25 protein-coding genes and 1 pseudogene are annotated in these 25368 nt (G+C 45.4%); 12 read left to right on the top strand and 14 right to left on the bottom strand.

The genetic code is table 11. The features are described from left to right. Positions 1 to 8: 8 nt before the first annotated feature. Positions 9 to 881 (bottom strand): glycosyltransferase family 2 protein, encoded by an 873-nt coding sequence (locus ACJJIN_RS06855; protein ID WP_444897445.1) that lies wholly within the window; start codon positions 879 to 881, stop codon positions 9 to 11. A 548-nt stretch (positions 882 to 1429) separates the two neighbouring features. Here ACJJIN_RS06855 and ACJJIN_RS06850 point away from each other — a divergent pair. Next, positions 1430 to 2275, top strand: a complete 846-nt coding sequence (locus tag ACJJIN_RS06850) for an alpha/beta hydrolase family protein (RefSeq protein WP_444897444.1) — start codon at positions 1430 to 1432, stop codon at positions 2273 to 2275. A 74-nt stretch (positions 2276 to 2349) separates the two neighbouring features. Next, the gene (locus ACJJIN_RS06845) at positions 2350 to 3237 is read left to right on the top strand and encodes an SMP-30/gluconolactonase/LRE family protein (protein ID WP_444897443.1); all 888 of its coding nucleotides are present in this window, start codon (positions 2350 to 2352) and stop codon (positions 3235 to 3237) included. A gap of 59 nt (positions 3238 to 3296) precedes the next feature. On the opposite strand, the gene ACJJIN_RS06840 is transcribed toward ACJJIN_RS06845, so the two are convergent. Then, positions 3297 to 3689, bottom strand: a complete 393-nt coding sequence (locus ACJJIN_RS06840) for an allophanate hydrolase-related protein (RefSeq protein WP_444897442.1) — start codon at positions 3687 to 3689, stop codon at positions 3297 to 3299. 34 nt (positions 3690 to 3723) lie between these two features. Then, a complete protein-coding gene (locus tag ACJJIN_RS06835) occupies positions 3724 to 4185 on the bottom strand; it encodes an allophanate hydrolase-related protein (RefSeq protein WP_444897441.1) in 462 nt (153 codons plus the stop codon). 148 nt (positions 4186 to 4333) lie between these two features. On the opposite strand from ACJJIN_RS06835, the gene ACJJIN_RS06830 reads away from it, so the two are divergent. The 7 genes from ACJJIN_RS06830 (at position 4334) to ACJJIN_RS06800 (ending at position 13631) form a co-directional block, all read left to right on the top strand. Then, positions 4334 to 4564, top strand: a complete 231-nt coding sequence (locus ACJJIN_RS06830) for a DUF1993 family protein (RefSeq protein WP_444897440.1) — start codon at positions 4334 to 4336, stop codon at positions 4562 to 4564. Between the two features lie 3 nt (positions 4565 to 4567). Continuing rightward, positions 4568 to 5517 (top strand): IS5 family transposase gene (locus tag ACJJIN_RS06825; protein ID WP_444897439.1). Its coding sequence is split into 2 segments (ribosomal slippage): positions 4568 to 5252 and positions 5252 to 5517, totalling 951 coding nucleotides; the frame shifts between segments, so codons are not numbered across the junction. A gap of 185 nt (positions 5518 to 5702) precedes the next feature. Further along, positions 5703 to 6071 carry a DUF1993 family protein gene (locus ACJJIN_RS06820; RefSeq protein ID WP_444897438.1) on the top strand — a complete coding sequence of 123 codons (369 nt, stop codon included), beginning with the start codon at positions 5703 to 5705 and terminating at the stop codon, positions 6069 to 6071. A gap of 214 nt (positions 6072 to 6285) precedes the next feature. After that, positions 6286 to 7995: an alkaline phosphatase D family protein gene (locus ACJJIN_RS06815; protein ID WP_413662096.1), complete on the top strand. Its 1710-nt coding sequence runs from the start codon at positions 6286 to 6288 to the stop codon at positions 7993 to 7995. Between the two features lie 253 nt (positions 7996 to 8248). After that, positions 8249 to 9679: an aldehyde dehydrogenase family protein gene (locus ACJJIN_RS06810; RefSeq protein ID WP_444897437.1), complete on the top strand. Its 1431-nt coding sequence runs from the start codon at positions 8249 to 8251 to the stop codon at positions 9677 to 9679. 263 nt (positions 9680 to 9942) lie between these two features. Beyond that, positions 9943 to 11820, top strand: a complete 1878-nt coding sequence (locus ACJJIN_RS06805; protein WP_444897436.1) for a DUF3592 domain-containing protein — start codon at positions 9943 to 9945, stop codon at positions 11818 to 11820. 11 nt (positions 11821 to 11831) lie between these two features. Continuing rightward, positions 11832 to 13631, top strand: coding sequence for a DUF3592 domain-containing protein (locus ACJJIN_RS06800; RefSeq protein ID WP_444897435.1), 1800 nt, complete (start codon positions 11832 to 11834; stop codon positions 13629 to 13631). A gap of 101 nt (positions 13632 to 13732) precedes the next feature. Here the strand turns inward: ACJJIN_RS06800 and fghA are convergent, their stop codons facing one another. Both fghA and ACJJIN_RS06790 read right to left on the bottom strand, forming a co-directional pair. Beyond that, complete coding sequence (gene fghA, locus ACJJIN_RS06795) at positions 13733 to 14569, bottom strand: S-formylglutathione hydrolase (protein ID WP_444897434.1); 837 nt, start codon at positions 14567 to 14569, stop codon at positions 13733 to 13735. Positions 14570 to 14625: 56 nt separating this feature from the next. After that, positions 14626 to 15756, bottom strand: coding sequence for an S-(hydroxymethyl)glutathione dehydrogenase/class III alcohol dehydrogenase (locus ACJJIN_RS06790; RefSeq protein ID WP_444897433.1), 1131 nt, complete (start codon positions 15754 to 15756; stop codon positions 14626 to 14628). A gap of 140 nt (positions 15757 to 15896) precedes the next feature. Between ACJJIN_RS06790 and ACJJIN_RS06785 the strand changes: the two genes are divergently transcribed. Beyond that, the gene (locus tag ACJJIN_RS06785) at positions 15897 to 16766 is read left to right on the top strand and encodes a LysR family transcriptional regulator (protein ID WP_444897432.1); all 870 of its coding nucleotides are present in this window, start codon (positions 15897 to 15899) and stop codon (positions 16764 to 16766) included. 43 nt (positions 16767 to 16809) lie between these two features. Here ACJJIN_RS06785 and ACJJIN_RS06780 read toward each other — a convergent pair whose 3' ends face one another. Both ACJJIN_RS06780 and ACJJIN_RS06775 read right to left on the bottom strand, forming a co-directional pair. After that, positions 16810 to 17610 (bottom strand): alpha/beta hydrolase, encoded by an 801-nt coding sequence (locus ACJJIN_RS06780; protein WP_444897431.1) that lies wholly within the window; start codon positions 17608 to 17610, stop codon positions 16810 to 16812. A 28-nt stretch (positions 17611 to 17638) separates the two neighbouring features. Then, entirely contained in the window at positions 17639 to 17941 is a 303-nt protein-coding gene (locus tag ACJJIN_RS06775) for a putative quinol monooxygenase (RefSeq protein ID WP_444897430.1), read from the bottom strand. 108 nt (positions 17942 to 18049) lie between these two features. On the opposite strand from ACJJIN_RS06775, the gene ACJJIN_RS06770 reads away from it, so the two are divergent. After that, entirely contained in the window at positions 18050 to 19048 is a 999-nt protein-coding gene (locus tag ACJJIN_RS06770) for a GlxA family transcriptional regulator (RefSeq protein WP_444897429.1), read from the top strand. 49 nt (positions 19049 to 19097) lie between these two features. Here ACJJIN_RS06770 and ACJJIN_RS06765 read toward each other — a convergent pair whose 3' ends face one another. The 3 genes from ACJJIN_RS06765 to ACJJIN_RS06755 all read right to left on the bottom strand — a co-directional run bounded on the left by ACJJIN_RS06765 (position 19098) and on the right by ACJJIN_RS06755 (position 21024). Then, the gene (locus ACJJIN_RS06765) at positions 19098 to 19667 is read right to left on the bottom strand and encodes a DJ-1 family glyoxalase III (RefSeq protein WP_444897428.1); all 570 of its coding nucleotides are present in this window, start codon (positions 19665 to 19667) and stop codon (positions 19098 to 19100) included. A 678-nt stretch (positions 19668 to 20345) separates the two neighbouring features. Continuing rightward, positions 20346 to 20627 (bottom strand): hypothetical protein, encoded by a 282-nt coding sequence (locus ACJJIN_RS06760; RefSeq protein WP_444897427.1) that lies wholly within the window; start codon positions 20625 to 20627, stop codon positions 20346 to 20348. A 97-nt stretch (positions 20628 to 20724) separates the two neighbouring features. Then, the gene (locus ACJJIN_RS06755) at positions 20725 to 21024 is read right to left on the bottom strand and encodes a hypothetical protein (RefSeq protein ID WP_444897426.1); all 300 of its coding nucleotides are present in this window, start codon (positions 21022 to 21024) and stop codon (positions 20725 to 20727) included. A 185-nt stretch (positions 21025 to 21209) separates the two neighbouring features. Between ACJJIN_RS06755 and ACJJIN_RS06750 the strand changes: the two are divergent. Further along, positions 21210 to 22372: pseudogene (locus tag ACJJIN_RS06750) on the top strand (IS3 family transposase). Here ACJJIN_RS06750 and ACJJIN_RS06745 read toward each other — a convergent pair. The 4 genes from ACJJIN_RS06745 to ACJJIN_RS06730 all read right to left on the bottom strand — a co-directional run bounded on the left by ACJJIN_RS06745 (position 22335) and on the right by ACJJIN_RS06730 (position 25356). Next, positions 22335 to 23213 carry an IS3 family transposase gene (locus ACJJIN_RS06745; protein WP_444897425.1) on the bottom strand — a complete coding sequence of 293 codons (879 nt, stop codon included), beginning with the start codon at positions 23211 to 23213 and terminating at the stop codon, positions 22335 to 22337. The pseudogene ACJJIN_RS06750 and the gene ACJJIN_RS06745 overlap by 38 nt on opposite strands. An 8-nt stretch (positions 23214 to 23221) precedes the next feature. Beyond that, entirely contained in the window at positions 23222 to 23530 is a 309-nt protein-coding gene (locus tag ACJJIN_RS06740; RefSeq protein ID WP_444895975.1) for a transposase, read from the bottom strand. 249 nt (positions 23531 to 23779) lie between these two features. Next, positions 23780 to 24166, bottom strand: coding sequence for a homocysteine S-methyltransferase family protein (locus ACJJIN_RS06735; protein ID WP_444898232.1), 387 nt, complete (start codon positions 24164 to 24166; stop codon positions 23780 to 23782). A gap of 51 nt (positions 24167 to 24217) precedes the next feature. Further along, positions 24218 to 25356 (bottom strand): IS3 family transposase gene (locus ACJJIN_RS06730; protein ID WP_444897424.1). Its coding sequence is split into 2 segments (ribosomal slippage): positions 24218 to 25107 and positions 25107 to 25356, totalling 1140 coding nucleotides; the frame shifts between segments, so codons are not numbered across the junction. Between the last annotated feature and the right edge of the window lie 12 nt (positions 25357 to 25368).

The raw sequence follows: 25368 nt of genomic DNA, 5'->3' as shown, positions 1-25368 counted from the left end.
GTCAATTGCTAGCTTGCAGTAGTTGTTAGCCCAAATCGTTTGAATTCGCGATTACTAAACTCATAATAACCGGAAATCCTCTTGCAGATATATTGATAGTTTGGGTTGCTCAAATCTTTAATTTTGTTCTTCTTGCCATTGATTGTCTCTGTTAACTTTATGTTGTCCTGGTGGTAGACAATGGCTTCTTCCATAAAAATTGGCTGTACTTTGAGCTCATTGATAACTCGATAAGCCAGGTCTATGTCATCGTAACCCCAGGTTCCATCGTATTTTTCATCGAAAAAACCAACCTTGATGACATCCTGCCTTTTAAACACCATATTACAGCCATAAAAGTGCCCCCAGGGGTGTTCTGTATTGGGTAATTGCTCTATTTTCCCTAGGCGCCTATCTTTACTGAGTCCATAATTTGATGGGCTATTAAATCTAGGGCATGCGTCAAGGTACTTGCCGTCGCCGTCCATTTCTGCTGGGACAATATCTTTAGAGTGAATAAACTCCCTTATCCCGGTCATGCAGATACTAGGCCCATAATCATTGATTATTTTTTGAATCTCTGCCAGATAGTTCGGGGCGGGGATACAGTCACTATCTGTAAATATACACCACCCGTGTCTAGCAATTTTTACACCTAAGTTTCGCGCCGAGTTTAGTGCGAATGGGTCTGGTAATTGAGGTCTGAATAGTAAAGTTAAAGTAAGGTGGTTCTTAAACTGGTTGTAACATGACAGGATGTTGGGATCTTTTGAGTTGTTATCGACAATAATGATTTCAAAATTTTCCTTTGGATAGGTTTGTAAAGTGTAGCCTTGTAATAGGTTATACAGAAGGTCAGAATCATTGTAGCATGGCATAATAATACTGAATCGATCGGACATGCACCTAAACTTCCTGTTGTCTATAGCTCAAAATCATTTTAAGTGAATCAGGTGGAATATAAGGTAAGCGATAAATCGAATCCCCTTAACTTGGCGACTGGATTGATCGGCTATCAAACCTGATCCTTGCATTTTAGAGTACTTAGAGGTTTTAGCACTTTTGATAGTGAATATGAGGGTTATTGGCAGGATATATCTTTGTGCAGCTCACTTGGACATTTGCAGGTGAGGTAGTGGAAAGCTAGAGAAATAGTCTGCCATGTTATTTGACTTCTTGGTAAAGCTACCTCCTTTCAATTCATAAACTGGAACATCGAATCTCATTATATAGGGCGATATAATTAAGGCTTTTAACTTGCTCTAGTCTTTAGGGGGTGGTAAATGTCGAGAAGTGAATATTCAGGTCAATTTATTGCTCTTGGAAGGAGGAAATACCTGTTAGGGATCAGCTTGTTAATTACATCTCATGCGATAGACCGGAAGTATTGGGTGGAATTTTAACTTACCCAATAGTTTGTGTTGAATTACACGGGGGAACCTTTGAGTAAATGATTGAGGCTCAGCAAATCCCCACTAACGATGGGATAGTGCTTGGTGGAAGGCTATTCTCGCCGAGTGAGGTGCCCAAAGCCGGCATCATTATTAATTCTGCTATGGCGGTTAAGCAGAGCTACTATCGGGATTTTGCTTGTTTCTTAGCCCGGAATGGCTATTTGGTTCTTACTTATGATTACCGAGGTATCGGAAAGTCCGCTATCGAGAGTCAAAGGGACAAACGGCTGACCTTAAGAGCCTGGGGGGAGAGAGATTTGGCGGCAGTGATTGACTGGTGTAGCAAACGAGCTAAAAGCTTGGAGTGGCACTGCATTTGCCATAGTGTCGGTGGTCAAATTGTAGGTCTTGCATCAAATAACACCCGATTTGCGAGTGTGTATTGTGTTTCTTCTCAGAGCGGTTATTGGGGGCACTGGGATGCAAGGTATCAGCCAAAGCTGTTGTTTGGATGGTACTGCGCATTTCCTTTGCTATCGCATGTTTTGGGGTGGGTGCCTGGAGTACTTTGGGGGGGAGAGAACCTACCTGCAGGAATAGCTCGTGAATGGGCTTACTGGGCTCGACATAAGGATTACGTTGTCGATCAGCATGGTCGGCCGATTCGTGAGGGATTCGAGCGCTTGCAGTGTGATATGAAGTTCCTGCTAATAGATGACGATAAGGACTTTGCACCAGAGAAGGCTGTCTACGCATTGCGAGATTTTTACTGTAATGCGAATACAGATATTGAGGTGATTCAAACCAGCTCTATTGGAAAGACATCAATAGGCCACTTTGGGTTTTTCCGAAAGGAGTTCAAGGAGAGTCTTTGGCGGAACGTATTAGGTTGGCTGGACTAGTCCCTCCTGGCGTTGATACGCCCTCGTATCAGAAATGATGCCTTTTTAAGCAACTCGAGTCTGTGGTCGTTAGCATGGAAAGACAAGTACTGTGTAGAGGCTTACAAGAACCAGAAGGGCCCATCTGTCTGCCTGATGGCCGCATTTATGTCACTGAAATGGCATCTGGACGGCACTGTATAAGCCGTATTGACTTGCAGGGTCAATATCAACAAATAGGCTATCCTGCTCGGCGACCTAATGGCATGGCAATCGATGGGTATGACAATTTATGGATTGCAGATGGAGGGGGTAAGCAGCTTGTTCGCATGGGGCTAAATGGGGATCTTATTGAATCTTATGACGGACCAGAAGATCAGCCCTACTTATGGCCCAATGATCTGGTTTTTGGTGAAAATGGCTTACTTTACATAACCGACTCCGGGATTGACCCGGATATTTTTGTTCAGGGGCAGGTGATTCGAGCTGATTGCCGATCTTGTCGCTACGATGGACAGGTATTAGAGATAGATCCTCGCAATGGAGATGTGTTGCGACAGCTTGATTCCGGATTACGTTTTCCCAACGGTATTGCCATTGATGATCGGGGCCAGCTGTATGTAGGGGAGACTATTAGCGGCAATATCTACCGCTACGATCTCGCTTCGTTAACGCACCCCAAGCGGGAGCTTTTCGGCAATGTGGTTGTTGGGGCGCCAGAGGGGTTTGTAGGGCCAGATGGGATGGCTTTCGGTAGCGACGGGCGATTATATTGTGCAGTTTTTGGTCAAGGTGACGTGACCGTTCTTGATGGTGAGGGAAGTGTGGCCGAACGTATACCCACCTGTGGTAAGCGTCCCACGAATATAGCCTTTTGCGAAGACTCGAGAGGTGGGGCGGTAGTAACGATTCTGGATGCAGGGTGCTTAGAGTGGGTAGGAATACCGTGCCGTGGTAGGCAGCTATATCGCCCAAAGATATAGACTGAGTGGATTGTCTACCTAATGATATTGTTTAGGGCCAAATAAAAGCAGCTTCAACGTCAGTTTTTAGATTTCTGTTGTATATAGTTGCGCCATCCATGAAATTGGGAAATGTCTTCTTGTTGCTGAGTCAAATAGTTTTCTCCTAATATCCCTAAAACTTGCCCGCCATTTTCTAAGACTACTTTACCCAAAGTTAGTCCCGTTGCCTCTAAATTAAGCACTTCAATTAAGTTGGTCTTGGGTAAGGACCAAATTTCAACGTTGAACCATGTTCCACCTGTGCGCACTCTCTGCATCGAAGGATATTCGCCTTTGATTGCCCACATCCGGTAAATGGCTTCTGTTTTAGCCTCCCTGACAAATGTTGCATTGTTTTGTATTAAGTTTTTATCTAACGCCAGGCCACGCATCAATGGTCCATTTACTGCGACTTCTGTATGTGTACTCATTTCGATTGTCTAAATCAAATATTTGATATTAGTGCTACTGACCGGTTTTATTACTACTCATACTCTCCGCATAAGCTCGCCAGCCATGCCACTTGGATATATCTTTCTGGTTTTGGACAATATAGTTTTCACCCAGTATGCCTAATACTTGTGTTCCATCCGCTAAAGCAACTTTACCTAAAACTAACCCTTTGGCCTCCTCCTCTAATAGATTGACCAAGTTGGCTTGCGGAATCGACCAGATCTCCAGTGTAATCCATGTGCCGCCGTTGAGAACTCTTTCCATTGCGGGGTATTTGTCTCCAATTGACCACATGCGATAGATCGACGCCGTTTTAGCCTCTCGTACAAAAGTGGCATGGTTTTTAAGCATATGTTTTTCGAGGGCGAATCCACGCATTAGCGTGCCATTAACTGCGACGTCAATAGATTCAGCATTCGCTAGTGACACCAATACCATTAAATTAGCAGCAATATATCTGAGTATCCTGAGCATTTATTTATCTCGAGTTGGCGCCTTATGAATTTAGCTTAGATATGGAGGCAAGAAGACACTAAATTATGCTTGTGCCTCCCTTATTATTTTAGAATGCTACCAGAGATATATTTTGTCGTTTATCAATAAAAACCAGTGGAAACATATTATGAACCTGACAGATTTGTTATTACCTACATATATACAACTATTGGAAGCCCTTTCTAGTTGGTTGGAAAAGGCAAAAACAGAATTTCCAGAAGATGAGTCTGAAGCCCTCCTTAAAGCGAGGCTTGCCCCAGATATGTTTCCTTTATCATCCCAAGTGCGGTTTAGGGAACCTCTGAATAATTCCAAGCCAATATTGGTAATATTCACCTACCCATCAAGACTACGATGAATTATGCACCAAGTCACCTTTGCCGAAGCAGAATATAAGCTAAAGCGCCGTATAACTCGCCGAGAGAAGTTTCTTTCTCAAATGGAAGCCCTCATCCCATGGCAGCGACTAGAAGCTCAGATCACTCCTTGCTATCCACAAGGCAAACGTGGCCGACAGCCATATCCATTGAGTGTCATGCTCCGTATTCATTGCATGCAGCTATTTTATAATCTCAGTGATCCCGCTATGGAGGATGCACTGTATGAAATTGAATCCATGCGTAGTTTTGCTGGATTGACTTTGAGCGGCCCAATTCCCGATGAAACAACGATTCTTAACTTTCGCCACTTACTGGAGCTCAATCAGCTAGGTGCAGCTCTTTTTGATGAAATCAACAAGCATCTTGCTGAGAATGGCATGGTACTGCGTGAAGGTACGATTGTAGATGCCACTATTATCTCTGCGCCAACTTCAACCAAGAATAAAAAGAAAAAACGTGATCCAGAAATGCATCAAACAAAGAAAGGCAATCAGTGGCATTTTGGAATGAAAATGCATATCGGGGTTGATGATGTGCTCGGAGTAATACATAGCATAGATACAACAGCAGCGAATTCGCATGATGTCACAACTACAGAGCGAGTTCTCCACGGGGAGGAGAAAAGAATCTGGGGAGACTCTGGGTACATTGGTGCGGAGAAACGTAAGAGTTGAAAGAGCGGGAGGCGGATTGGTATATAGCAATGAAGCCGAGCAAGCTAAAAACTCTTCCAGGGCGTGATGCACTTCGTAAAGCGGAAAAGATCAAGGCGCAGATAAGAGCGAAGGTCGAGCACCCCTTCCGCTACATCAAACGGGTATTTGGTTATGACAAGGTCCGCTATCGGGGACTGGTAAAAAATACTGAGAGGCTGTGCTTACTGGCAGGCTTTACCAACTTAATAATAGGGAGAAAATACTTGGCTGCCTAGGGGTGGTTCGCCTGAAATCCACCTATTGAGGGTTTCAGATGAAAAATTAGTGGACTATTACGCGCAAATTACGCGTTTGTGCGTAATAAAGTGAATTTTTCAAGCAGCTCAGCTTAATTCTGGAAAAATGCTTCGTTGATCAGAGGGTCCTTAGTTGTTTACAGGCGCAAGAGGCAATATTTCGATTGAAGCGGTGTGCGCTTCCAGATTTTCTGGAGCAGTTGGCTCGTGAAGGGCAGAGAGCTGATGAAAACCCCGGGTCCATTTCCGAAGCTCAAGAGCGAATTCGAGAGGCACTGGCATTTTTAAGAAGCGTTACGCCAGAAGCAGTGATGGTAGCAGTGGATGAGCCTGTGACGATTAAGCTCCCGAATGGGATGACTTTCGATATGACTAATGAGCAATATGCCAGGGACTGGGCGCTACCTCAATTTTATTTCCATATCAACACGGCCTATGCAATCTTGAGAGCCCAAGGTGTTTCCTTAGGTAAAGCCGACTATGTACAGCACGCTTTTGCTTATCTCAGGCCAGAGATGATTTCAGATTGCTAATGGTTAACAACGCTAAGTTTTTCAAGTTCATAGCTGATGGGGAGGGGGACTTTGCTTTTCTCCATCTGACTTTTGTGTATTAACTCCATAAGTGTTAATTTCGAGAGAAAAAGAGATTACTAGATAAAAAGTCAAACTTCTTTGTTGGTACGTTCTTCTATAGAATCCGCTCCCTTTCCGATTCTTCATGCGTACGATAACAGGAAGTTTATATATGACCATCTCCCGCCGAACCTTTGTCCAGGCTATGGGTGTTGCACTTTTGACTCCCTTTACGGTCCGTTCTCTCGCGGACACTGATAGTGAAACCTATGCACGTTTTGTACTGGGCGGCACCACATTTGCTGATCAAATTGATAACGACGGAATTGTTTTTGATTTATCAGTAGCCTCGGGAGATCCCAGTCAAACTGGAGTGGTCCTTTGGACGCACATTAACCCTGACTCCTATATCGCGGGTCAGTCGCTGTATGTAGATGTCGCGCTGGATGAGGAGTTTACCCAGCCAATTCTAAGTGCTGAGATTAATGCTAGCGATATCACGGCAGACCGTGATTACACCGTTAACATTGACCTGGAAGGCTATTTATCTTCTGACCAACGTTACTATTACCGCTTCAAATACGGGACTGTCAGTAGCCGCGTTGGTCGTTGTCACACACTGCCTACCGGTAGCCTAGAGAATCTAAAGATGGCTGTGGTTACCTGTCAGGATTACACTACCGGTTATTACAACGCCTACAACCATATCGCGGACGAAGATGTACATTGCGTACTGCATTTGGGTGACTTTATCTATGAATACGCCCAGTACGAGGGCTTTGAAAGCTCAATAGTGCATTCGCTCTCTCTGCCTTCTGGCGGCTCTGTTGCGATGGATCTTGAGGACTATCGTCATATTTACAGAGAGTATCGCAAGGACAAGAACCTGCAGCGAGCGATGGAAATGCACTCATTTATCATCACCTGGGATGATCATGAAACTGCAGACAATGCTTACTGGGATTACGAGCGGGATACTCTGGGTGTGCCATCTCATCCCTACCAGACTGGCGATAACAACCCTGACCAGCTGCGCCAGTTGCGTCGCGATGCTCAGCAGGCCTGGATCGAATATGTTCCAGCGCGGGTAAAAGTCGATGAATCCGCAAGCCACGCTTTTGACTACTTGCAGATTTATCGTTCTTTCCAGTTCGGTGACTTGGTTGATCTGTATATGACAGATAGCCGCACCTATAGAACCAAGGAGCCGTGCAAGGATGGTACAGCTTGGGAAAACTACTGGTGCACAGATTATGAAGAAGATACCCAAACCATGCTGGGTAAGACTCAGCGGGATTGGTTGATTGATGGAGTTGTTAACTCCAGTGCCCGCTGGAAAGTGTGGGGGAACCAGACTTTGCTGGCACAATTGGCTGGTACTATTTTGGGGCGCTCTCTTGTGTATGCCAATTATGATGCCTGGGATGGTTACCAGTGGGAGCGGGAAAAGATCCTGTCATCTGTTAAGGACAGCAATGTCGATAACTTTGTAGTGCTGACAGGGGACCTCCATTCCAGTATCGCTTCATACCTGAAGGTTGATTTCAGCAAAATTAGCAACTGGGACTACGACAACCTGGTCGGCGTTGAGCTGATGACTCCTTCCATATCTTCTCCCAATATGAACGATACGATTGAGAAAGGTATTGATGTTGGCAGTGTGTTTACATCATTGCTAAATGGTGGGGTTCAGGTCAATAACCCACATATCAAAGATTTTGTTAGTAATATCTATGGATATGCAGTGATTGAATTCAATGTCAACGAACTGAACTGGACCGTATACAACATCGATAAGAAGAGTGATAACCCGGATACCGAAAAAGCGGTATATAAGAAGTTTAATTATGAGCCTGTTGGCATGTGGTTAACCGAAAAGTAGCTGGTTCCCAGTTAATATGAAGTTGTGGGGCGCTTGCCCCCAACTTCACAAGATTCCTCTATTTCTATCCCTTCTGCATCATATTTAGCTTGAACAAGTAAGAAAGTCCTTCCCCGGTAGCAAAACTAATAAGCCATTGAACACGCATTTGATATATGCCTGCGGGTCATCTATACCCGACGATGGGCACAATGCTGTATCTGGCGTTGGGGCACTCTTGATAGATCAAGACATCAAGTAAAAGGATATTACCTTGCTGCAAGAATCTTACCCTTACTACCTGGCCAATGAAGCAGTGCATGCCAACACCGATCTGGAAGTTACTGACAAGTATTCAGGGAAAGTAGCTACCCGGGTTGCAATGGCTGATGCCAAGGTTATTGACAGTGCCATCGACTGGGCGCTTTTGGCAGAAAAACCGATGGCTAATTTGCCGTCTTACAACCGCCAGGAAGTTTTACAGCATTGTGTTGTACGTTTTCGTGAAAGGTTTGAAGAGCTGGCCGAAGCGTTGTGTATTGAAGCTGGTAAGCCGATTCATGATTCGCGGGGCGAGGTGCTGCGTCTAATCGATACATTTCATGTGGCCGCTGAAGAGGCAGTACGTATCAATGGTGAGATTATCAATCTTGAGATATCCAAGCGCTCACGGGGCTATCGCGGATATATCAGGCGAGTGCCAGTAGGCGCATGCTCATTTATATCGCCGTTCAATTTCCCTTTGAACCTTGCCGCTCACAAGGTGGCACCTGCCATCGCTGCCGGATGTCCCTTTGTACTAAAACCCGCTAGCCGCACGCCCATAGGGGCATTGATCATCGCTGAAGTTCTGGCCGAAACACTGTTGCCGAAAGGTGCTTTTTCTGTATTACCCTGCCATAGAGAGGGAGCAGAGCTGTTTACAGTGGATGATCGATTTAAGCTGCTGAGCTTTACCGGCTCACCGGCGGTCGGCTGGGACCTAAAGGCCAGGGCGGGACGAAAGAAAGTGGTTTTGGAGTTGGGAGGTAATGCAGCCTGCGTTATCGATCGGGATACAGATCTTGATGATGCTGTAGAGAGGTTAATTTTTGGTGCTTTCTATCAGTCGGGTCAAAGCTGTATCGGCGTCCAGAGGATCTATGGACATTGCAGTCTATATGAAGACCTGAAGCGACGTCTGGTTGAGCGTACCAAAAAGCTTAAGAAAGGCGATCCTCGATCAGAAGATACATTTATTGGCCCAATGATTTCTGAGGGAGAGGCTACCCGCTTGCATTCCTGGGTGGAAGAGGGGGTTCAAGCCGGGGGAACCCTGCTTTGTGGAGGTACACGAGATGGCGCCATGCTTGATCCAACGCTATTGGAAAACGTGCCCCATGACTGCTCCATTGTGCAGCAGGAGGCATTTGGTCCAGTTGCAATTCTGGAGCCTTTCGATAGCTTTGATGATGTTTTAGACAAGGTGAATGACAGTGCCTTTGGTCTGCAGGCTGGCATATTCACTCGTGACCTTTACAAATCCCAGCAAGCCTGGGATACCTTGGAGGTGGGTGGTGTGGTTATTGGTGATGTACCCAGCTGGCGGGTAGATAATATGCCCTATGGTGGTGTTAAGGATTCGGGTCTTGGTCGGGAGGGGGTACGTTGGGCTATTGCGGATATGACCGAGGAGAGGCTGATGGTGGTGCGAACTCCAGGGTAGGGATTTAGAGCTTTCCTTTTTAATCGAGTCATTTAATTGCAGAGTGGAATGAAAAACTAAATCTTATTTCTGGTATATACCGATTGTGATATTGTAGATCTATCAATTTAATTTAACGCAGTAATTGGTACGCTATATATGTTTTCTTTCCTCTTTTGCCCCCCTGTTTATTATTTCTCAATTTGCTAAGTTTCTTAGAAGTCTTCATGGTGATGGAGTCTACTGGTTCTGATAATAATTAAAGTTGTACAAGGTTTTTATTCATGGAAGATCAGCTTAAGAAGAAAGCTAAGATAACACCAAAATCCCTACTGTTTTTCACTTTTTATCAAGTTGTATTTATCAGTTTTCTATATCCTTGGGTGCTTTCGCCAATATTTGATAATGTCAGAATGTTAAATTGGTATCCAATGGATGCTCAACTGCTTGACGTTGATATGGAAATTTACGAGAGTGAAGATGGTACACAGAAACAGGTTGTAGCTAGCTATGAGTACTCTATAAATGGAAAGACCTATTGGAATAATCGGGTCGATATACACTCAAAGCCAAACGATACCGAGCTTGCTAGCTATCATACAACTATGTATAGATTGCTCCAGAAACATATAAAGCAGGGGAGCATATTTAGCGGCTGGTATAACCCAAGAGATCCATATGATTCAGTGCTAGACAAAAACATACGGTGGTCGGAGATAATTATTCCTGGATTGGTATGTTTTGTGTTTATTTTCATGGGGTTTGTCGTTTATCTGGCCTATATTTTTCGAGAGCAGGAAAAGAGCCCCGATGTGGTCAGAAGAACACCATGGTTAGCAAAAAGTAAGTGGAAACCTGAAGGGATACAGTCAGAAACCAAAAAAGATATAAGAGGGCAGCTTTTGGGAGGCACGCTAGCAGCTTTATTGGGTGTGATTTTTGGCTATGTGGGGATGATGCTTATACTAAATAGAGCTTATAGTGGCCTGTTCTTTATAGTAATTGGGATGGTTGGTTTCTATGTGATGTTCAAGTCAGTTAGTAGTTGGCTTAGATTCAAGTCGATTGGAGATGTCTTCGTTACTATTACACCTTTCCCTGGCCAGATAGGTGGAAAAGTATCTGGATATATTCAATTTCCTCCACTGCTAGCAATAAGAGATAAATCTATACGTATATTGCTAAAGCAATCCAAAATTGTTACAAAGCGTACGGCTAATAGCAATAATAAAAGGGAGTTTGTAAACTGGGAAGCAGTTACTTTCGGCAAGCTGAAGGTTACTAAATTAGGAACTCGCATATATTTTAGTTTCAATGCTCCTGATGACTTGCCTGAATCCAATACAGATGTCTACTGTGGAGATGGGGAATATTGGTTCTTAAATGTTAGTGGAGAGATACCTGGGGATCACTTTGAAAGACGGTATGAGCTCCCAGTGTTTAAAGGAAGCCTTTCAACGAAAGCTAAAACTACTGAAAAAGAGCAAGACAGAAATTTCGGAAGAGATAGAGTTAATCGCCTGCTAAGTCCGCCTCCTAAGAAAGGTCATGCAAGTAATGCTGGCAAAACGCTAATTACCGTGCCTGTGGGTGAGCCAGTTAAGAATTTTTCTGGAGAACTGTCAAGGAGAGTTGAAATGGAAATATGTGGAGCTACAACAATAATAAGGCAAAGGCCAATTCTTTATGATTTTTGTTTGTGGATGATGGGGGCGTCTCTCCTTATTGTAATCATTGCCAGTGTGATTTCCATTATAAAAGCTGAGTTTTATCTTTTTGCATTTGGGGTTGCATTCTTGATCTTTGCTTTGGCGATTCCGACAATATTTTCGATGAGGGAGGTACACATCACGCGAGACTATTTGATTCGAAAAAATATTCGCTTTGGCATTCTCCGAGATGTTGAGCAGGTACGGCGTAACTCAGTTAATGAGTTAGCGGCTAAAAGTACTGGGTACACAATTTATGTAGGAGGTCAGGCTCGAAAATACTACAACCTATTTGCCAAAAGTGAGTGTGGACGGGATATTTTGATCGCAGATTTTATTCCTGGTTTTGGAGTAGTTGAACAATTACGAAAAAGAGTGAGCCTAATAATTGGGCGGCGAGCGCGCCAAGCTAAAAAGAGCCCTCGTAGGCTTGATTCAGTAGAGAAAGGATAGCCGGCGGTAATATGAGTAAGTTTAGTAGGTTCTATTTTTCTTTCAACCCTTACTTATTTAGCATCGCAGGGATATTCTTTAGCTTTGCTTTTGCGGCATTTCTCTATGAAGTTGTTGGTCCTGTCCGAGATTTGCTTAAGATGCATAGTTGGAAGTCAATGTCAGCAGAGATACTCGAAGTTGAATTGGCAGAGAGTTGGGGAGATGGAGGTTCAGTAAGTTATCGAACTTTCTCAGCATATGAATTTATAGTAGATGATAAGGCTTACTGGAACAATCGAGTGGGTATCAATGATCGTTTTGAGAGCCTTGGGCAATACCAGAAACATATTTACCATAGATTGAACAATGCCAAAGAGAGAGGTCTTCTAGTTGAGGGGTGGTATAACCCCAAAAATCCATCTGAGGCCGTGATTGATCGAAACTTGAGATGGATGCAAGTACTACCCTTGATCTTCTTTTGCTTGCCCGTAATGATTTTCGCACTCATGGTTATGGTTGCTTCAGTAACGCGAAAAAGAGATGCCGATATCGACCTGGAATCAAGTGATTTCCTGTTTAAAGAAGAATGGAGGAAGAGCGGGATTTTATCGATAGAGCATAGAAGTCAATGGTTTATGTGGCTATTGATCATGCTCCTGAGCGCTCCGGTTATTACTTGCATATATGTTGCCGTTGATAAGCTAACTAGAGGGGTATACGATCTTGAAATAATAATGGCGTTGTTTTTTTCAATATCTCTATTGATTGCGCTTTATCGCCCTCTTAAGGGTAATATACAGCAGCTTCGATATGGGAGGGTGCCTTTGGTGCTAGTTCCATTTCCCGGTATCCTGGGACGTACTCTTTCTGGATACTTGCAGTTTCCGGACGAAATTGATGCTAACAAGCACAACTTTCAGTTTTCACTTCAACAAGTAAACACATATAAGAGTGGTTTGGATGAAAACACTAATCTTCAGAATTCTGTCAACTGGGAAGCTGGGGGGATAGGTCATCTAGAGTTGGTCGATAATTGTTCAAGAGTCTATTTTGCAATTCAAATCGCAGGTGATTTACCCCAGTCAATAATTGAGGGGTATATTGGAGATTGGTGGCGGCTTAAGGTCAAGGGCGGCATGTCAGGAGCTTGGTTTAATCGAACCTACGAAGTTCCAATTTTCAGTGAGGGCTATGAAGTTCAAGAGGCTGATGTGTTTAGTTCTGAGGTATTGGTTAAAGTCCCACTTGGGCGAGAGAAGTTGGACTACTCTGAAGATCTGAAAAAACTTGTATCGATCGAAAGGTTAGATACCGGTTACCAGATCCGGCAGAAAATTCTCACCACGGTACCCACCGTAATTCAGTTCGTTGGTGGGCTGATCGTGTCTGCTGTTGGATTGGTATTAGTATTTACCCACGTACCATTTATTTTCGCTGCTATCTTTGCGATAGCTGGGTTACTTCCTATTAATTCTGCATTAAAAAGGACGGCCAGATTCTATCAAACATATATAGGAGAAAGTAAGATTACTTGCCTTTTCTCTTGGATGTGGGCGAAGCACGAACAAAAGGTATTCGAGAAGTCAAAGATAGTTGGCGTCTATATGAAAAAATATACTGGTTATGAAGGTAGGGACGACAGGAAAAAGGAGTACTTTGATTTTTACCTTGTTGTTGATAACGGGAATAAAGTGAAAATAATATCAGACTTGCTGGGAGAGCAGGTGGCTAATCTGCTGCTTAAACGAATTGAGGATTTAACTAATCTAAAGTCAATCAGTGAACTTGAGCTCCTCTCTCTTGAGCATAAAAGAAAACTTGAGGTCTGAACTCATCTCTCTGCGGGTATCCCGCTTTCTATATGCCTCTCCCATGCAATTTGGAGAGGCAGTATTTTGAATGCCGATCTTACAAATATAATTAAGAAGGTTTAATTTAGGTATTTGCCATGAAACCGAAGATGTTCCTCAATAAAGCTGGCGATAAAGTAATAGCTGTGGTCATAACCGGAATGGCGGCGAAGTTGGAGCGGGTAGTTGCTTGCTTTGGCAGCTTCTTCGAGCGTCTCGGGTTTCAGCTGTTCAACAAGAAAGCTATCGGCTTCCCCTTGATCCACCAACATCGGCACAGGCTTGTCGGCATTTTTGAGCAGTTCGCTGCTATCGTAGTCTCGCCAACTATCCCGATCTTTGCCCAAATAGGTTTCAAAGGCTTTTTGTCCCCACGGACACTGAGAAGGATTGCTGATGGGGCTGAAGGCTGATGCGGAAACATAACTTGCCGGATTGCGTAGGGCGATCATCAGTGCACCATGGCCGCCCATTGAATGTCCTGCAATAGCGCGCTGTGTTGTCACAGGGAAGGTGGTCTCGATAAGTGCCGGCAGTTCTTCCACTATATAATCATACATGTGGTAGTGGCGACTCCAGGGCGCTTGGGTGGCGTTGATATAAAATCCAGCACCTTGCCCCAGATCATAGGCTTCATCATCGGCAACAGATTCTCCACGGGGACTGGTGTCGGGAGCAACGATGGCTATCCCTAGTTCGGAGGCAATCCGCTGGGCTCCTGCCTTTTGCATAAAATTCTCATCGGTACAGGTCAGACCTGACAGCCAGTAGAGCACCGGAACCTTGTGCATTTGTGAAGCTTGCGGTGGCAAATAAATAGCAAAACGCATTTTGCAGTTAAGTGACTGAGAGTCGTGAAGGTATTGCTTGTGCCAGCCGCTAAAACTTCGGTTGGCACTGATATTTTCAATAGACATGATGGATAGCCCTAATTGGACCACCTCCAAGAGATGGCCCAATTGATTATTGCTGGTTATTGATCGAAGTGAATGACGGTGCGGATACTTTCACCTTTATGTAACAGATCGAAAGATTTATTGATGTCATCCAGGCTCATGGTGTGGGTGATAAAGTCGTTGAGCTGGAATTCGCCATTCAGGTAGCGCTCTACGTAGTCTGGTAATTCGGAGCGTCCTTTAACGCCGCCGAATGCGGACCCGCGCCAGGCTCGGCCTGTTACCAGCTGGAACGGACGGGTGGAGATCTCCTGGCCGGCACCAGCTACACCGATAATGACCGATTCACCCCAGCCCTTGTGGCAGCACTCCAGAGCGGAGCGCATCACATTGACGTTGCCAATGCATTCGAAGGAGTAATCCACACCGCCCTCGGTGAGTTCGACAATGACCTCTTGAATTGGCTTATCGTAGTTGTTGGGGTTGATGCAGTCCGTCGCCCCCAGTTTGCGGGCTAATTCAAACTTGCTTTCATTGATATCGATGGCAATGATTCGCGAGGCCTTTGCCATGGTAGCTCCGATAATCGCCGAAAGGCCGATGCCCCCAAGGCCAAAAATCGCAACAGTATCGCCTTCTTGAACTTTGGCGGTGTTCATCACAGCGCCCATACCAGTAGTGACACCACAACCCAGCAGGCAGACTTCCTCTAACGGTGCAGCCGGATTTACTTTTGCCAGTGAAATCTCTGGCAGTACGGTGTACTCCGAAAATGTCGAGCAGCCCATATAGTGGTAGATGGGCTCGCCATCTTTATAGAAGCGTGTGGTGCCGTCGGGCATCAGGCCTTGGCCCTGAGTTTCACGGATCTTTTGGCAGAGATTCGTCTTGCCGGACTTGCAGAATTTACACTCGCCACATTCTGGGGTGTACAGGGGGATAACATGATCACCTGCTTTGACACTGGTAACCCCTTCACCGACCTGCACGACAATACCGCCACCTTCATGGCCCAAAATACAGGGGAATTTGCCTTCCGGGTCGTCGCCAGACAAGGTGAAAGCATCGGTGTGACACACTCCCGATGCAATGACCTTGATCAATACTTCACCAGCCTTTGGCAGCATGACATCCACTTCTTCGACCGATAACGGTTGGCCAGGCCCCCAAGCGATGGCGGCCTTCGACTTGATAAATTGCTCAGACATAAGATTACTCGCTGTTAAATCATGTCATTCAGGGCCTGGAGTTGGTTGGCCCCGCTGTGACGACTGGGGAGCCATTATATTGATTGCATAATTGATTATAATTGGGTGTTTTTGAAACTTACTTTTACATATTTGCAATAATGAAAGACTGGGAAGGTATTACAGAGTTCGTTTATGTTGCTGAAAGCGAGAGCTTTACCCTCGCAGCGCAGCGGCTGGCTATTTCTACTGCTAAAGTCAGCCGCCAGGTCAGTGCTTTGGAGAGCCGTTTGAATGTCAAACTGCTATATCGAACCACGCGCAAGGTGTCACTGACACAAGAAGGTACGCTGTTTTACCAGCATTGCCGAGGGGTGCTCGATGGGCTGGAGGCGGCGGAACGAGCAGTAACTCAATTACAGAGCCACCCACAGGGCAAAATCAAACTGACGGCACCGGTCACTTATGCTGAAAAGAAGGTTGCACCACTGATCAATGATTTTGTGATTCAAAACCCCAAGATTGAGGTCAATGCCTATTTCACCAATCGCCAGGTTGACCTTATAGATGAGGGTTACGATATCGCCATACGCCTGGGTAAGTTGCAGGACTCAACCTTGATGGCAAGAAAGTTGGCGGACCGGCGAATACATCTGTGCGCCTCACCGGATTATCTTGAAGAGCACGGGACCCCACACTCCTTGTCAGAATTGAATAGGCACAACTGCCTGCTGGGTACACTGGATTACTGGCGATTCAGTACCAGGGAAGGAGAAAAAAACCTTAGGGTCAAAGGTAGCCTTCGTTACAACAATGGCGGGGCGCTTTTAGATGCAGCGCTTAAAGGCCTGGGGGTTGTGCAGTTGCCCGATTACTACGTCGAGCAATATATTGCTGAAGGAAAGTTAATTACCCTCTTAAGTGATCTCGAAGATAGGGATGAAGGGGTATTTGCAGTTTACCCCGGCAATCGATATATCGCGCCGAAAGTCAGGCTACTAATCGATTATCTTGCCGAGTATCTCACCTGAGAAAAGGGAGGAGGCAGATTAAGGGTTTGGTGTAGTAAAGGGTTCACAGTGATTTATTGCTAGTGGAGGTGGTTTTTTGAAATTGTTGGCTTACCCACGTGCTGCAGAATTCCGCAATCCGCTTCCATTTTGGCTCCAGCATTAAATAGTGACCATAACCTTCTGCCCGGTAAAAGGTGGTATTTTTACCTTGCCGTTCCGCGATTAACTGTGCTGTGGAAGGGGGAATTGCCAGGTCATCGGTTCCCGAAACTATTAAAGTGGGGCAATTGATTTTTTGATAGTCAATCCTGGTTGTTTTATTGCTGTCAAAAATCCAGAAGAACAATTCAAATAGGACTTGCCCAGATTCAGGACCCAATCGATCGAAGACCTTGTGCTGGTTGTCTGGATTAAGTTTATTCAACCCGAATTTCGCCATTGTCGCGAAATCCGGTAACAGGACATCATTCCAAAATTCACCCGCAGCCATAAACAACTTGCCCAGCGCACGCTCTTCTTCTGTGGTGGGCAGTATTCCCCAGTTCACGCTTCCGTTAAGCAATACGATTGCCCGTGCCAAATCCATAGTTGCCAATTTTTGTGCAATAACACCGCCCAGGGAGTGGCCGACTACAACAGGTTTTTGATTTAAAGATTGTACAAATGCCCTGATGTCATCAACGTAGTCGGCAATACTCAGTCCTTTAAGGTGTTGCTGATTTTGTTCTGACTTTAGATCTTCATGGTAGCGGTAGCTTGGGCTGTGACAATAGAATCCTTCCTCTTCAAAATGCTGGTGGAAGTTCTCCATTGTCCAGGGGCCGGCATTGGTTCCATGGATAAAGACGATAGGGGTATCCAAAGCCAGCTCCCGGTTTTTCAAGGCTTCCTTAGACTTTAGATGCGAGGATATCCGCAGTCATAATTTGTGGTTCTGATGCGAGCAGTTCATCCGCTTTGCCAAGCAATGCTGCAGCGATCTTGCCGTTAAGATGTGCATTTAAGCCGTCTTCATCGCTAAACGTGTCGAAAATAGCAAATCGCGTAGCGTTGATTTGTACGGCATACCAGCTCAGGGTCCCTTGCTCTTCCACAGCGAGCGGTTGGGCTGAGGTAAGTAGCGCCTTTACCTCATCAGCCTTATCCGCTTTGGCGTCAATCAGTGCCACGATGGCCAGCTTAGCTTCAGTCATTGTTTTCTCTCACGTTGTTTGGTGATGAGTATCCTAGGGGAAGCTCAGGCTTGACTATCAGTGTCCAAAAAGACAATGATCAGACAAAATTCGCCACTTTGAGGATTTATGGCCCAGATAGTCATCTTATCTATGCCAGGAGTTTTGCCGTCGGCTCTTGCTGGCGTTCAAGATATGTTTGCCCTGGGTGGCCTCCGCTTATCTGAAAGCCAGCGCTCCCTGGACCCAGCCTATCAACAGTCCTGGTCCCCCGAGATCCTAGTCGCCAGTTCTGATGGCGCCGACATTGTAGACGGGCAGGGCAGCCACTTTGCTGTAAGCCATGGGGTATCACAAATATCCAGTTGCGATGCCGTGATAGTCCCCGGATTTATGCCCAACCAGTTTGGTGTGCCTCCTGAAAAGTTACTGGACCAGCCGACTTGCGAATGGTTGCGAACTCAATATAGGCGCGGGGCGATTATCGCAGGTTCTTGTAGTGGCGTTTTGGCGCTGGGTGAAGCGGGTTTGCTAAATGGACGACAATGCACAACCACCTGGTGGTTACACAATGAGTTGAAATCCCGCTTTAGCAATGCCTGCCCTCTATGGGCCAGTGGACTATTAGTAGATGAAAATATAGTGACAGCGGGTGGCCCTTTATCTTGGGTAGATGTGACTCTACAAGTGATCAAGATGCTAGCTGGCGATGAAGTCGCTACCAAAGTTGCTGATCTCGCCGTTGTGGACTCCCACCCGCGTTCGCAAACTTTTCATGTACCAAAAGGCTACCAGGTATCAAAAGAGCAGTTTCTGGTGGATGCTGAAAATGTGGTTCGTCAATATTTTGGCCAACAGTTAGGCAGTCAGTTGCTGGCAAAAGAACTGTCGATATCCGAGCGAACATTACACCGGCGGCTAAAGCAGTTAACAGCGCAAGCACCCAAACAATTTATCGATAGCGTCCGTATGGAGTACGCACGCAGCCTTTTACTAAACCCAGCCAATAAAGTTGCCAGTGTTGCGCAAGAATTAGGCTATTCCGATGATGCAGTATTCCGACGTGTATTTAAGTCACATTTGGGGGTGAGTCCAAGTCAATTTAGGCAGAAATACCAGAAAAGCTGATTTTCTTGGTGATAGAAGTCAGCGCCCCAGGTTCCTGGAAAAAGCTAAGCTAATTTGGCGGTAGATAGACATTCACCGTCTGTGCAATCTCCTGCGATAGTTCTTTCCCAAATAAGCAGGTGATGAGTTCAAAAGCGAACTCGATAGCGGTCCCGGGTGATTGGCTGGTCACCAAATTCCGGTCGACAACCACTCTCTGATCACTGGTTTTCTTTACATATTGACTAAGTTCACCGCGAAAAGTCTTGTAGCAAGTGGCCTTGAAATTGGTAATTAACCCTTGCCGACCAAGAACGATTACCGGAGCAGTGCAAATTGCCCCTAGCCAGCGACCCGACTCAAGTTGCTCTCGGATGAGCTTTATTAGGTGGGGCGAGTTATGCATTTGCTCGGCACCTTCCTTGCCACCTGGCAGAGCTATTAGATCCCACGTAGAGTCTAAACAATCCTCTATGGAGCAGGGGGCTTCAATAACAAGGTTACGCAGGGTAGTTATACGCCTACTTGGCATAATCGATGCCAAGGCCAGCTCTGCATTCGTTCGGCTCAAAATATCGTAGATGGCAATAGTTTCGATATCCTCGTTACCATCGGCGACGGGAATTAGTATTTTGGACACGATCGCAGCTCCAAACGATGGGGTTAACCTATTTATAGGCTTTCTGGGCTAATCCTACCTCTTTGAGTTGGTAGAGCCCCTAACGGGCTAAGATCATTCTCCTGAAAGGCCTACCGCAGGGTGCATCACACTCGAAATTTACGTTTTTCCAATTTTATTAAGTGCACGTAGTGCTACTGTTTGATCGCCGCCGGCTATGGCAATCAGGATATCGCCGGAGCAAGCCTTTTACTTGTTGCCGCGATCGATTTGTGTGGTAACCACCGGCGCCAGGAAAGGAGGTTCGCTCAATATGCTTGCTACTAGCGGTGTATCTGGATTAGATAGTGGGTCTTGGGTCAGATTTATACGAAGCAGATTGTGGTCTTAACTTCTGACTCTATTTCCTGAGAGAACGTTTCGTCTATCCCGTGATTTGTTAGCCGTGTGAGATTAGAAGCATCTCTACGAAATAATTGGGAGCTTTGTTTTTTCCTCTTACGGATATTTTTACGGCTGCTCTTGTCATTCTCACCATAGGAGTTTCTCCTATCTTTTTCATAGCTAAGATTTTTCATTTCTTGTGGATTCTTAACTTTACTAATTTTTACTTATAACGATGTATTAACGGGTGCACATATTTCAGTGTATCGCTGATGAGCGATAGTGAGTGAATTAAACACTTGGTTATTCGCTTTTTTATTTGAGGCACATAACAAGTATTACTATTAGCCAAAAACACATGCCTAGAATACAAACAGCCATAGCGCCTAGGTATACTTGGCCTGACCTCTCGATAAGTGTAAAGCCTGTCTGGTGCTTTCTTTTCTTGCCGGTTCCCTTGTCCTTTATAATTTTATCAGCTCTCCACTTGCCAAATGACACTATAGGTGTCAACAAGTAACCTGTACTATACGATATTCCCCAGTATATAACTTCGACAAACAGCAAAATAAATATGATTCCAATAAAATCTTCCATAGATACTTCCCTTGTAGGCTACACATAGTCCTTCAATAATGGGCAGCTGCACGTAGTGTAGAGGTCTAGCCCTATAAGGGCGATATTGATTAATTTGTTAAACATTTTGCTCCAATGTTTGACCGCATGCTACACACAATTTAGCTTTTGGTGTGCGGAACAATTTGCCACACTTATTACACTTTGGGCCATAGTTACTACGCCTTAAGTAAGGCATAACGTCAGAATCCATGTTCTGATACCCCGTTAATTCCTCGAACTTCACCACTGCTTCCGCGCTGCAGTTGGTTCTAGTTGTTGGAATATCACAACCGTGTTTACCACGATAAGCCTTAATTTTCTTAATAATATCCGTAAGTAGTGGACCGAGCTGTGACCACTCCTCTTCGTTTAGCATCGGTAGCTCTTTGTCTACCCTCCAGCAATACTCTATATTCATGACTAGTAGTTCTGGTCTTGCCCACAAAAAGTAGACACTCTAACTATGCGTATTTTCGTTCATACTCTGCTGGACTTACATTGATCCTACCCACCAAAGACGGACACTCTCTTAAGCGATAAACTACGCAGCAGAGGTGCCCTATGACACGATCAAGTAAATCAACCAAAACCACTCGTAAAAAATACTCAGAGGAATATAGAAAAGATGCCCTAGCACTGGCGGTCAAGGTAGGGGTAAGCGTTGCCGCTAAACAGCTTGGGTTACATCCTTCCCAGATTTACGGATGGCGAAGCAAGGCTAAGTTACATCAGAGCCGAGGGGATGCCGAGAGAGAGCTGGCCACAGAGAATGCTCGCCTTAAGCGGCAGCTGGCTGAGCAGGCAGAGGAGCTGGCGATCTTAAAAAAGGCCGCAGCGTACTTTGCAAAGAGCCTGAAATGAGGTACGCCTTCATGCTAAAGCACAGGCATAAGTTCAGCATCAAAGCGATGGCTAAGGTATTGAGCGTATCTCGCAGTGGGTTTTACGATTGGGTGTCAAGATCGGCCGATCAATCCAAGCGCCAGCAGTACCAAATGGAGCTTGATGGTTTGGTACAGCAGCGCTTTATAGCCAGTAAAGAACGTAGTGGCGCCCCTCGCCTGACGAGGGAATTGGCCAGTGAGGGGAGTAAATATAATCAAAAAACAGTTGCTGCCAGCATGCGTTGACAGGGCCTACGGGCTAAAGCCGCCAAGAGATATAAAGCCACAACCTACTCAAAACATGGTCTGCCAGTGGCCCCAAATCTGCTCGAGCAGAACTTCAATACTGAAGCGCCGAATCAGAAATGGGTCGGGGATATTACCTACCTACGAACAGAAGAGGGTTGGTTATATCTGGCTGTAGTGATAGACCTATATAGTCGGCTGGTTATTGGTTGGGCGATGTCAGAAACGATGACAGCTACATTGGTCTGTGACGCCCTTCAAATGGCTTTATGGCGACGTAAGAAACCTACAAATGTTATCGTGCATACTGACAGGGGAAGCCAATATTGCTCTAAAGATTATCAATCTTTAATTACAGCTTATGATCTGCGGTGCAGCATGAGCGCCAAAGGTAACTGCTATGATAACGCCTGCGCAGAAACGTTCTTCCACTCACTTAAGGTAGAAGTAATCCATGGTAACCGCTTTCCTACAAGGTGCCTCATGCGGGAAACCGTATTTGAGTATATAGAAATAGACTACAATCGAAATCGCTTACACAGCGCCAATGGCTATCTCAGCCCTGAGGCGTTTGAGGAACAACTAGTCGCTTAGTGGTGTGTCCGTTGTTGGTGGGTAGGATCACATAGCCCAATGCAGAGTGCCTACGAACCCTATTGTAGAAAATCTCAATGTATTCAAACACCTCAGATTTTGCTTGCTCTTCGCTTTCGAATGTTCCGGCATAGACCAGCTCGACTTTTAGCCTGCTAAAGAATGATTCCATTGCCGCATTATCCCAACAGTTAGCCTGGCGACTCATACTCGGCTTGCACTTGCTTTCGGACAAGAGATCCTGGTATTTCTGCGATCGATATTGCACACCCCTGTCAGAGTGAACTAGCAGTCCAGGCTTTATTGGTCGTCGCTCTAGGGCCATTTTCAATGCTCGACGTGTCAATTCATCGGTCATCTGCGAGTCGAATGCCCAACCTACAATACGTCGAGAGTACAGATCCATAACTACCGCGAGGTATAGCCACCTATCCAGAACCCAGATATATGTAATGTCACTGGTCCAGCGGCAATTTGGTCGATCCACATCAAAGCAACGCTTAAGTAAGTTGGCGGAGACGTTAATGCTCCCCTCTACGGGCTGACTATATCGAAAGCCTTTGCCGTTTCTCGCTTTAATATGTTCCTGTTGCATAAGCTTAGCGACGTAGTTCCGCGAGCATGGCTCACCTAACTCTTGAAGCTCGCAAGCAATTCTAGGCGCGCCATAACGACCTTTAAACTCAACAAACGTCTCTCGGATTTTCTCGATTGTTCGTATCTTTCTAATCGTGCGAGCAGATGGCAATCGCCCCCGCCATCGATAATAACCCGATCTTGAGACTTCTAAACACCGACACATCAAGCTAACCGTGAATGACCCTACATGCTCTTGTATCAATGCGTACTTTACTCTTGGTGGTTCGCAAAGTACGCAGCTGCCTTTTTTAGAAACTCAACCTCCTGACGAGCTTCATGCAGCTCCTTCTTGAGTTTGCGAACTTCAGCGCTTTCCTGTTTGGAATAGTCGACACCGTCTAAACTATTGAACTGCTTATCAGACAGTCGATTAAATTGACGACGCCAGTTGTAGATCTGCTGTGCGCTGACGCCTAGCTCTCGCGCCACAGAAGCCGTTGTTGCTCCAGGCTTTTCCGCTCTCTTAACTGCTTCTCTGCGGAACTCCTCCGTATACGCCTGAGTTCTTTTCTTACCCATGATACACCTCCGTGTTAGGCCTAAACCTAACTATACAGGGTGTCTACTAAACGTGGGTAAGTCTTGTTCTTAACGCTCAGCTAAGGGGCGAAGTGCGCAGTACTTAATCCTACACTAGTGCGAGTCTCAGTGTTATTCCTTTTCCCCTACCTATAATTTCGTTGGTCCAGTTAATGCCTTTAATAGCAGCCAAACCAAGAGCTTGGCTGTCCAGTTTAGCCGTAGGCGGAGATGGATAGGTTAAATATTTTAGTTGTGATTATTTATGATGTATTCCAGGTGTCTTGCATCAGTGCCGCAACAGCCGCCCAATATATTGAACCCGCTATTCTGATTTAAGTGAAGCATAAGATTACCCCATTCCGATATGCTGTCGGAGTGCGTTGTTTTGCTGTTTTCTAGTTCAGTATGCGTTAGTGATGAAGCATTGGCTTGTATGCCGATTAGTCTGTCAGGTAATTGACTTGAAGCGTTTAGAAAAGAAGGATGAGAACAATTAATAAAGTACCCAGAAGGTTTAGGTGAAACCTGATGATCAATATGTGAAATTGCTCCTTGAATGGTATGGCCATCTAAAAGGCGACCATCTGAGCTAATGACAAAGCTAATAAAATATGGCTTAGAGTGCTTTGACATTAGAGATGCAATGCCAAGTGCTGTTGTGGTCAACTCCAAGCGGACACTTCTTTAAGCACATTTCTCAAATTCGATAGGGGCTAGGTCTCCCAGTGTTGTATGTATTCTTCGTGAGTTGTAATAAGCAATATAGGCTCTTACATCTGCTACCGCATCCTCCCTTGTCGGATAAAGGTTTCCCGTTACCCACTCCCGCTTCAGGCTGCTGAAGAAACGTTCAGTCGGTGCGTTGTCCCAACAATTTCCCTTACGGCTCATTGAACACACCATCCCATGCTGACTCAATAACGTTTGGTAGGTATGGCTGGCATACTGACTGCCACGATCAGAGTGATGCAGGAGACCTTTTGGGGGCGAACGCAAATTGACAGCCATCATCAACGCACGAGTTACCAGGGCCGTTTCCATCTTCCGATCTAGATGCCAACCAATAATCCGGCGCGAATAGAGATCAATCACTACCGCCAAGTACAACCAGCCCTGCGAAGTCCAAATATATGTAATATCAGTCGTCCAAACTTGATTTTTAGCACTCGGTGAGAACTCCCTATTTAGAAGGTTCTCTGCGACCGGCAGGTGATGTTTACTGTCTGTCGTCAGTGTAAATCGCTTCTTGCGCTTTACTGCCAAGCCTAGCTTTTTCATGAGCTTGCGGACTCGATAGCGCCCGACTTCAAAGCCTTCTTTACGTAACAGCTTCATTAACCGACGACTTCCCAGGCTCTGTCTAGATTCTGCAAATAGGGCCTTCAAACGATGGCATAGTTGCCATGTTTGAGCATCTATTGAGCTATTACCACGGCAACACCAATCGTAATAACCAGACTTACTTACCTGCATTACCCGGCAGATCACCCTAACAGGAAAGCTGCCTTGCTGTTTTTCAATAAAGCTGTACTTTATTTCATTTCTTTCGCAAAGAAGGCGCTGGCCTTTTTTAGGATTTCTTTCTCCATCCGCAACTGCTTATTTTCACATCGTAATCGCTCTAATTCTGCGCGCTCACCTACATCCAACCTCACACCGTCTTCTTCCTGCTTCAGTTCCTTTATCCAGCGTCGCAGGTTATTGGCTGTTGTTCCTACAGCCTCTGCTGCTTTAGAAATTGAATACCCTTGCTCAGAGACTAGCGCTACGGCGTCTTTCTTAAATTCCGGCTTGAAATGCCGACGTGTACCTTTTGTTGTCATACTTCACCTCGC

It is taken from the genome of Microbulbifer maximicatervae (SeqCode) (genome assembly GCF_052467505.1).
Note: the sequence above shows the minus strand (reverse complement) of the source record. Positions and strands in the feature narration are given on the sequence as shown.

Excerpts from the sequence above, each read along its gene's own strand:
- ACJJIN_RS06855 (WP_444897445.1), bottom strand. The coding sequence starts at position 881 with ATGTCCGATCGATTCAGTATTATTATGCCATGCTACAATGATTCTGAC.
- ACJJIN_RS06850 (WP_444897444.1), top strand. The coding sequence starts at position 1,430 with ATGATTGAGGCTCAGCAAATCCCCACTAACGATGGGATAGTGCTTGGT.
- ACJJIN_RS06845 (WP_444897443.1), top strand. The coding sequence starts at position 2,350 with ATGGAAAGACAAGTACTGTGTAGAGGCTTACAAGAACCAGAAGGGCCC.
- ACJJIN_RS06840 (WP_444897442.1), bottom strand. The coding sequence starts at position 3,689 with ATGAGTACACATACAGAAGTCGCAGTAAATGGACCATTGATGCGTGGC.
- ACJJIN_RS06835 (WP_444897441.1), bottom strand. The coding sequence starts at position 4,185 with ATGCTCAGGATACTCAGATATATTGCTGCTAATTTAATGGTATTGGTG.
- ACJJIN_RS06830 (WP_444897440.1), top strand. The coding sequence starts at position 4,334 with ATGAACCTGACAGATTTGTTATTACCTACATATATACAACTATTGGAA.
- ACJJIN_RS06815 (WP_413662096.1), top strand. The coding sequence starts at position 6,286 with ATGACCATCTCCCGCCGAACCTTTGTCCAGGCTATGGGTGTTGCACTT.
- ACJJIN_RS06805 (WP_444897436.1), top strand. The coding sequence starts at position 9,943 with ATGGAAGATCAGCTTAAGAAGAAAGCTAAGATAACACCAAAATCCCTA.
- ACJJIN_RS06800 (WP_444897435.1), top strand. The coding sequence starts at position 11,832 with ATGAGTAAGTTTAGTAGGTTCTATTTTTCTTTCAACCCTTACTTATTT.
- fghA (WP_444897434.1), bottom strand. The coding sequence starts at position 14,569 with ATGTCTATTGAAAATATCAGTGCCAACCGAAGTTTTAGCGGCTGGCAC.
- ACJJIN_RS06790 (WP_444897433.1), bottom strand. The coding sequence starts at position 15,756 with ATGTCTGAGCAATTTATCAAGTCGAAGGCCGCCATCGCTTGGGGGCCT.
- ACJJIN_RS06785 (WP_444897432.1), top strand. The coding sequence starts at position 15,897 with ATGAAAGACTGGGAAGGTATTACAGAGTTCGTTTATGTTGCTGAAAGC.
- ACJJIN_RS06775 (WP_444897430.1), bottom strand. The coding sequence starts at position 17,941 with ATGACTGAAGCTAAGCTGGCCATCGTGGCACTGATTGACGCCAAAGCG.
- ACJJIN_RS06770 (WP_444897429.1), top strand. The coding sequence starts at position 18,050 with ATGGCCCAGATAGTCATCTTATCTATGCCAGGAGTTTTGCCGTCGGCT.
- ACJJIN_RS06760 (WP_444897427.1), bottom strand. The coding sequence starts at position 20,627 with ATGGAAGATTTTATTGGAATCATATTTATTTTGCTGTTTGTCGAAGTT.
- ACJJIN_RS06755 (WP_444897426.1), bottom strand. The coding sequence starts at position 21,024 with ATGCTAAACGAAGAGGAGTGGTCACAGCTCGGTCCACTACTTACGGAT.
- ACJJIN_RS06740 (WP_444895975.1), bottom strand. The coding sequence starts at position 23,530 with ATGGGTAAGAAAAGAACTCAGGCGTATACGGAGGAGTTCCGCAGAGAA.
- ACJJIN_RS06735 (WP_444898232.1), bottom strand. The coding sequence starts at position 24,166 with ATGTCAAAGCACTCTAAGCCATATTTTATTAGCTTTGTCATTAGCTCA.